We start from the raw sequence: 4,700 nt of genomic DNA on the forward strand, positions 1-4,700 counted from the left end.
CCGGCACCTCGACCGCGAGATCGAAGCGGTCGAGCAGCGGGCCGGACAGCCGGCTCTGGTAATCCGCCGCGCATTTCGGGGCACGGGCGCAGGCGAGGCCCGCGTCCGCCAGCTGGCCGCAGCGGCAGGGGTTCATGGCGGCGACCAGCTGGAAGCGGGCCGGATAGGTGACATGGGCATTGGCCCGGGCGACCACCGCCCGGCCGCTTTCGATCGGCTGGCGCAGGGCATCGAGCACGCCGCGCTGGAATTCCGGCAATTCGTCGAGGAACAGCACGCCGCGATGGGCCAGGCTCACCTCCCCCGGCCTGGCCCGCTGGCCGCCGCCGATCAGGGCGGCCTGGCTGGCGGAATGATGGGGATCGCGGAACGGTCGCCGCCTCGTGATCGTGCCACCCGCCAATTGTCCGGCGACCGACTGGACGAGGGACAACTCCAGCGCTTCCGCCGGCTCCAGCGGCGGCAGCAGGCCGGGCAGGCGCGCCGCCAGCATGGATTTGCCGGAACCCGGCGGCCCGATCATCAGCAGGTGGTGGCCGCCCGCCGCCGCGATTTCCAGCGCGCGCTTGGCGCTTTCCTGGCCCTTCACGTCGCGAAGATCGGGCACCGGACCGCCATCGGCCGGCGGCCGGGGGCGCGGCGTGTCGAGCAGTTGGGTGCCCTTGAAGTGATTGACGAGGGCGATCAGGGAGTCCGGCGCCAGCACGGCGGCATTGCCGGCCCAGGCGGCCTCGGGGCCGGACGCGGCGGGACAGATCAGGCCCCGGTCCTCCGCCCCGGCGGCGACCGCGGCATTGAGGACCCCCGCGACCGGGTTCAGCCGCCCGTCCAGCGACAATTCGCCAAGGGCGACATAGGATTCGAGTTCGTCCGCCGGCACGAGGCCGAGAGCGGCCATCAGGCCAAGGGCGATCGGCAGGTCGAAATGGCTGCCTTCCTTGGGCAGGTCGGCCGGGGCGAGATTGACGGTGATCCGCTTCGGCGGCAGGCCGAGGCCGATGGCGCCCAGCGCCGCCCGCACCCGCTCGCGGCTTTCCGCCACCGCCTTGTCCGGCAGACCAACGACCGAGAAGGCCGGCAGGCCCTGCGCCAGCGCCACCTCGACCTCGACGGGCACGACCTCGATCCCCTCGAAGGCGACGGTGCGGATACGGACGACCATGCGGGAAAGGGCCTGTAGGGGTTGAGCACTGGCCTTGAAAGTAGATCAGGGCCGGCGCATCGCGCCAGCCCTGATTGCATGTTCCGTCATGTACCCGCGCGCTGGTCGCGGCTCAGAATTCGACGTCGAGCTCTTCCAGTTCCTCGGGCTCGGCGAGGGCGGAGGCGGTCCATTCGATCATCTGGGGCAGGTTCAGGATGCGATTGGCATAGGTCTGGCACTTGCGGTCCAGCTTCACGTCATAGGTCTTGAAGCGGGTGCAGACCGGCGCGAACATGGCATCCGCCATGGTCAGCTTGGGCCCGAACAGATAGGGGCCGCCGTAAGTGTCGAGGCAGGTGCGCCAGATGCCGATCATGTGATCGATGTCGGCCTGGGCGCCGGCCCAGACCTTGAAGCCGGGGAAATGGCTCTTCAGGTTCATCGGCAAGGCGGAGCGCAGGTTGGCGAAACCGGAATGCATTTCGCCCGAGACCGAGCGGCAATGGGTGCGCGCGGCCAGATCCTCGGGCAGGAGCGCCGCGCCGGGGACGACTTCCTGCAGGTATTCCCCGATCGCCAGCGTGTCCCAGACGGTGATGTCGTCATGCGTGAGCGCCGGCACCTTGAACGAGGGCGAGAGCAGAAGCAGCTCGGCCCTCGTGCCCGGATCGTCGATCGACAGGATTTTCTCTTCGAAGTCGAGGCCCACGAACTTGCACAGCAACCAGCCGCGCAAGGACCAGGACGAGTAATTCTTGCTGCTGATCGTCAGAGTGGCCTTGGCCATGGACTACCTGCCTTCGCTTCTTGGGGGCCCTGCCCTTTTACCAGATCTTTTCCCGTTCACCGCGATGCAACACGCCCCTGATCCGACTTTGGACCAATGACGGGAGTGAATTGCTTCCAATCTGCCTCTCGGCGACAGTTCCTTGTTGCGCTCGGTGATCCGACCCTATGATATTGTGGCAGTGCAGCGAAAAATGCACGGGTGAATTCGCCGCGAATGACCCCTGATCAAGCGAATTCGGGGCCGAGCACGTACAGACCTAGCCAATCGATCCGGTGATGCATGATCTATGAGATCTACCAAGCGCAGTCCGACATGCTGGATCCGCTTCGCGCGGCGGCCCGCGGGACCGCGACTGTCCTGCGCAACCCGATGCTCTCGGGCCTTTCGGCCTTCTACCCCTACCGGGCCTTCACCGCGGCCTTCGACGTTTTCGGCCACACCCGCCTGACCCACGACCGCCCGCCCTTCGACATCAAGTCGGTGACGGTCGGCAATCGCGAGGTGCCCGTGACCGAGGTGAAGGAATTCTCCACCCCCTTCGGCACGCTGCTGCACTTCAAGAAGGACATCGGCATCGCCCAGCCGCCGGTGCTCGTCGTCGCGCCCCTGTCCGGCCATTTCGCGACCTTGCTGCGCGGCACGGTCATGACCCTGCTTCAGGATCACGACGTCTACATCACAGACTGGCACAATGCCCGTGACGTTCCCGTGTCGGCCGGCCGCTTCGGCTTCGACGAATATGTCGAGCATGTGATCACCTTCCTCGAGAAGATCGGCACGCCGGGTCACCTCGTCGCCGTGTGCCAGCCCTGCGTCCACGCCCTCGTCGCCGTCTGCGTCATGGCGATGAACAACAACCCGATGCAGCCGCGCTCCATGACCCTGATGGCGGGGCCGATCGACTGCCGGGTGAACCCGACCGTCGTCAACAAGCTGGCGACCGACAATCCGATCGAATGGTTCGAGAAGAACCTGATCGCGACCGTGCCGCGCCGTCTGAAAGGCGGGGGTCGCAAGGTTTATCCGGGCTTCACCCAGCTCTCGGCCTTCATGAGCATGAACGCCGACCGCCATGTGAAATCGCACCGCGAGCTGTACAACAACCTGGCCAAGGGCGAATGGGACAAGGCGGAACAGACCCGCACCTTCTACGACGAATATTTCGCCGTCCTCGACCTCACCGCCGAGTTCTATCTGGAAACCGTGAACCGCGTGTTCCAGGAATACGAACTGCCACTGGGCAAGATGTACTGGAAGGGCCAGAAGGTCGATCCGACCGCCGTGCGCAAGACCGCGCTGTTCACGGTCGAGGGCGAGAGGGACGATATCTGCGCCGTCGGCCAGACCGTCGCCGCCCAGGACCTCTGTTCCAAGATCCGCCCCTACCAGAAGTCCCACCATCTGCAGCCCGGCGTCGGCCATTACGGCGTCTTCAACGGCAAGAAGTGGGAAGGCCAGATCTACCCCCGCGTCAAGAACATGATCCTCGCCAACGATTGAGGGCGGGCCGGCGATCGGCCGGCCCCAATCCCTGACAAGCCCACGTCATGGCGGGCTTTTTTCATGGCGGCGAGCCTTGCCCGCCCGGGCGACTGAATATCAAGCGTCGTCGTCCCGGCGAAGGCCGGGACCTCGCGCCGGATAGGCGCCCCGGTTCAGAGAAAGCCGATCTGGCGCATCAGGCTGGGCTGGTCGAGCATACCCCAGCGTTCCTTGATGCGGCCGCTCGTCTCCTCGACCTTCCAGATGAAGGTGCCGGTCACGTCGATGCGGACGCCGGTCGGCAGGATGCCGCGGAAGGTGCCCCGGTGGGTGCCGCGGAAACGGCTGCGCACCGCCACCCGGTCCTCTTCGGCGACCATGTCGAGGATCTTCACCTGCAGGTCGGGGAAGGCGGCGTGGAGGCCGGCGATCTGCGCCTTCAGCCCGCGCGGGCCGCGCACGGCCTCGCCCGGCGAAGTGTGATCGACGAAATCGGGGGCGACCTGGGCATCGATCGCCTCGGGGTCGTAACCATTGATGGTGACTTGGTAATGGGCGCGGATCAGCGCCTTCAGGCTCTGCGAATCCATGGCTGGACGATCCTCCCTGTCTTGTCTTGATTATCGCTGCGGGATCGAAAGCTGCTGTGATGATCGCATCTGTCACACTTCCGCGCTATGCCCTTGCGCACCCCTTTTGCGATCCGGTTTGCCGTTCATGTCCGAGGTTGTCACCCCTTCCCCTGCCCCCGGCCTTGGTGGCCTGGCCCGGCTCTTCGCCCGGATCGGCCTGATTTCCTTCGGCGGCGTCGCCGGCCAGCTGGCCCTGATGCATGACGAGGTGGTGGCGCGCCGCCGCTGGCTGGACGAGGCGACCTACCTTCGCGCGCTCAATTTCTGCATGTTGCTGCCGGGGCCGGAGGCGCAGCAGCTGGCGACCTTCGTCGGCTGGCGGCTGGCGGGCTGGCGCGGCGCCGCGATCACCGGGACGCTGTTCATCCTGCCGGGCGCCCTCGTCATGGCGCTGCTGGCCTTCATCGCCGCCGCCCATGGCGAGGCGCCGCTGGTCGCGGGGTTGCTGGCCGGGGTGAAGCCGGTCGTCGTCGGCATTGTCGCCGCCGCGTTGTGGCGCCTCGGACGCCGGGCGCTGAATACGGTGGGGGCGGTGCTGATCGCCCTCGCCGCCCTGCTGGCGCTTCAGGTCCTGCAGGCGCCCTTCCCGCTCGTCGTCATCGGCGCCGGGCTGATCGGGCTGTTCGCCGGCCGGCGGGAAGCCGCCCCGCCG

At 66.9% G+C, this 4,700-nt stretch carries 5 protein-coding genes; 2 read left to right on the plus strand and 3 right to left on the minus strand.

All coding sequences use genetic code 11. From position 1 onward, the window contains the following. Together WAZ62_RS20530 and WAZ62_RS20535 are read right to left on the minus strand one after the other, a co-directional pair. The coding region (locus WAZ62_RS20530; RefSeq protein WP_422645399.1) for a YifB family Mg chelatase-like AAA ATPase at window positions 1-1,162 on the minus strand (1,162 nt) is incomplete at its 3' end. 112 nt (window positions 1,163-1,274) lie between these two features. Next, on the minus strand, window positions 1,275-1,931 hold the full coding sequence (locus WAZ62_RS20535) for a glutathione S-transferase family protein (RefSeq protein WP_422645400.1): 657 nt from the start codon (window positions 1,929-1,931) through the stop codon (window positions 1,275-1,277). Window positions 1,932-2,213: 282 nt separating this feature from the next. Here WAZ62_RS20535 and WAZ62_RS20540 point away from each other — a divergent pair, with 282 nt between their 5' ends. After that, the gene (locus WAZ62_RS20540) at window positions 2,214-3,434 is read left to right on the plus strand and encodes a polyhydroxyalkanoate depolymerase (RefSeq protein ID WP_422645401.1); all 1,221 of its coding nucleotides are present in this window, start codon (window positions 2,214-2,216) and stop codon (window positions 3,432-3,434) included. 155 nt (window positions 3,435-3,589) lie between these two features. Here the strand turns inward: WAZ62_RS20540 and WAZ62_RS20545 are convergent, their stop codons facing one another. Continuing rightward, window positions 3,590-4,006 carry an ester cyclase gene (locus WAZ62_RS20545; protein WP_422645402.1) on the minus strand — a complete coding sequence of 139 codons (417 nt, stop codon included), beginning with the start codon at window positions 4,004-4,006 and terminating at the stop codon, window positions 3,590-3,592. Between the two features lie 127 nt (window positions 4,007-4,133). On the opposite strand from WAZ62_RS20545, the gene WAZ62_RS20550 reads away from it, so the two are divergent. After that, window positions 4,134-4,700, plus strand: a 567-nt coding sequence (locus tag WAZ62_RS20550) for a chromate transporter (RefSeq protein ID WP_422645403.1), incomplete at its 3' end; no start/stop codon positions are given.

Origin of the sequence: Zavarzinia sp. (genome assembly GCF_049306435.1) — a bacterium.
Taxonomy (GTDB): domain Bacteria; phylum Pseudomonadota; class Alphaproteobacteria; order Zavarziniales; family Zavarziniaceae; genus Zavarzinia.

Bases quoted from the DNA above. Each gene is read 5' to 3' on its own strand.
- WAZ62_RS20535 (WP_422645400.1), bottom strand. From the start codon at position 1,931: ATGGCCAAGGCCACTCTGACGATCAGCAGCAAGAATTACTCGTCCTGG.
- WAZ62_RS20545 (WP_422645402.1), bottom strand. From the start codon at position 4,006: ATGGATTCGCAGAGCCTGAAGGCGCTGATCCGCGCCCATTACCAAGTC.
- WAZ62_RS20540 (WP_422645401.1), top strand. From the start codon at position 2,214: ATGATCTATGAGATCTACCAAGCGCAGTCCGACATGCTGGATCCGCTT.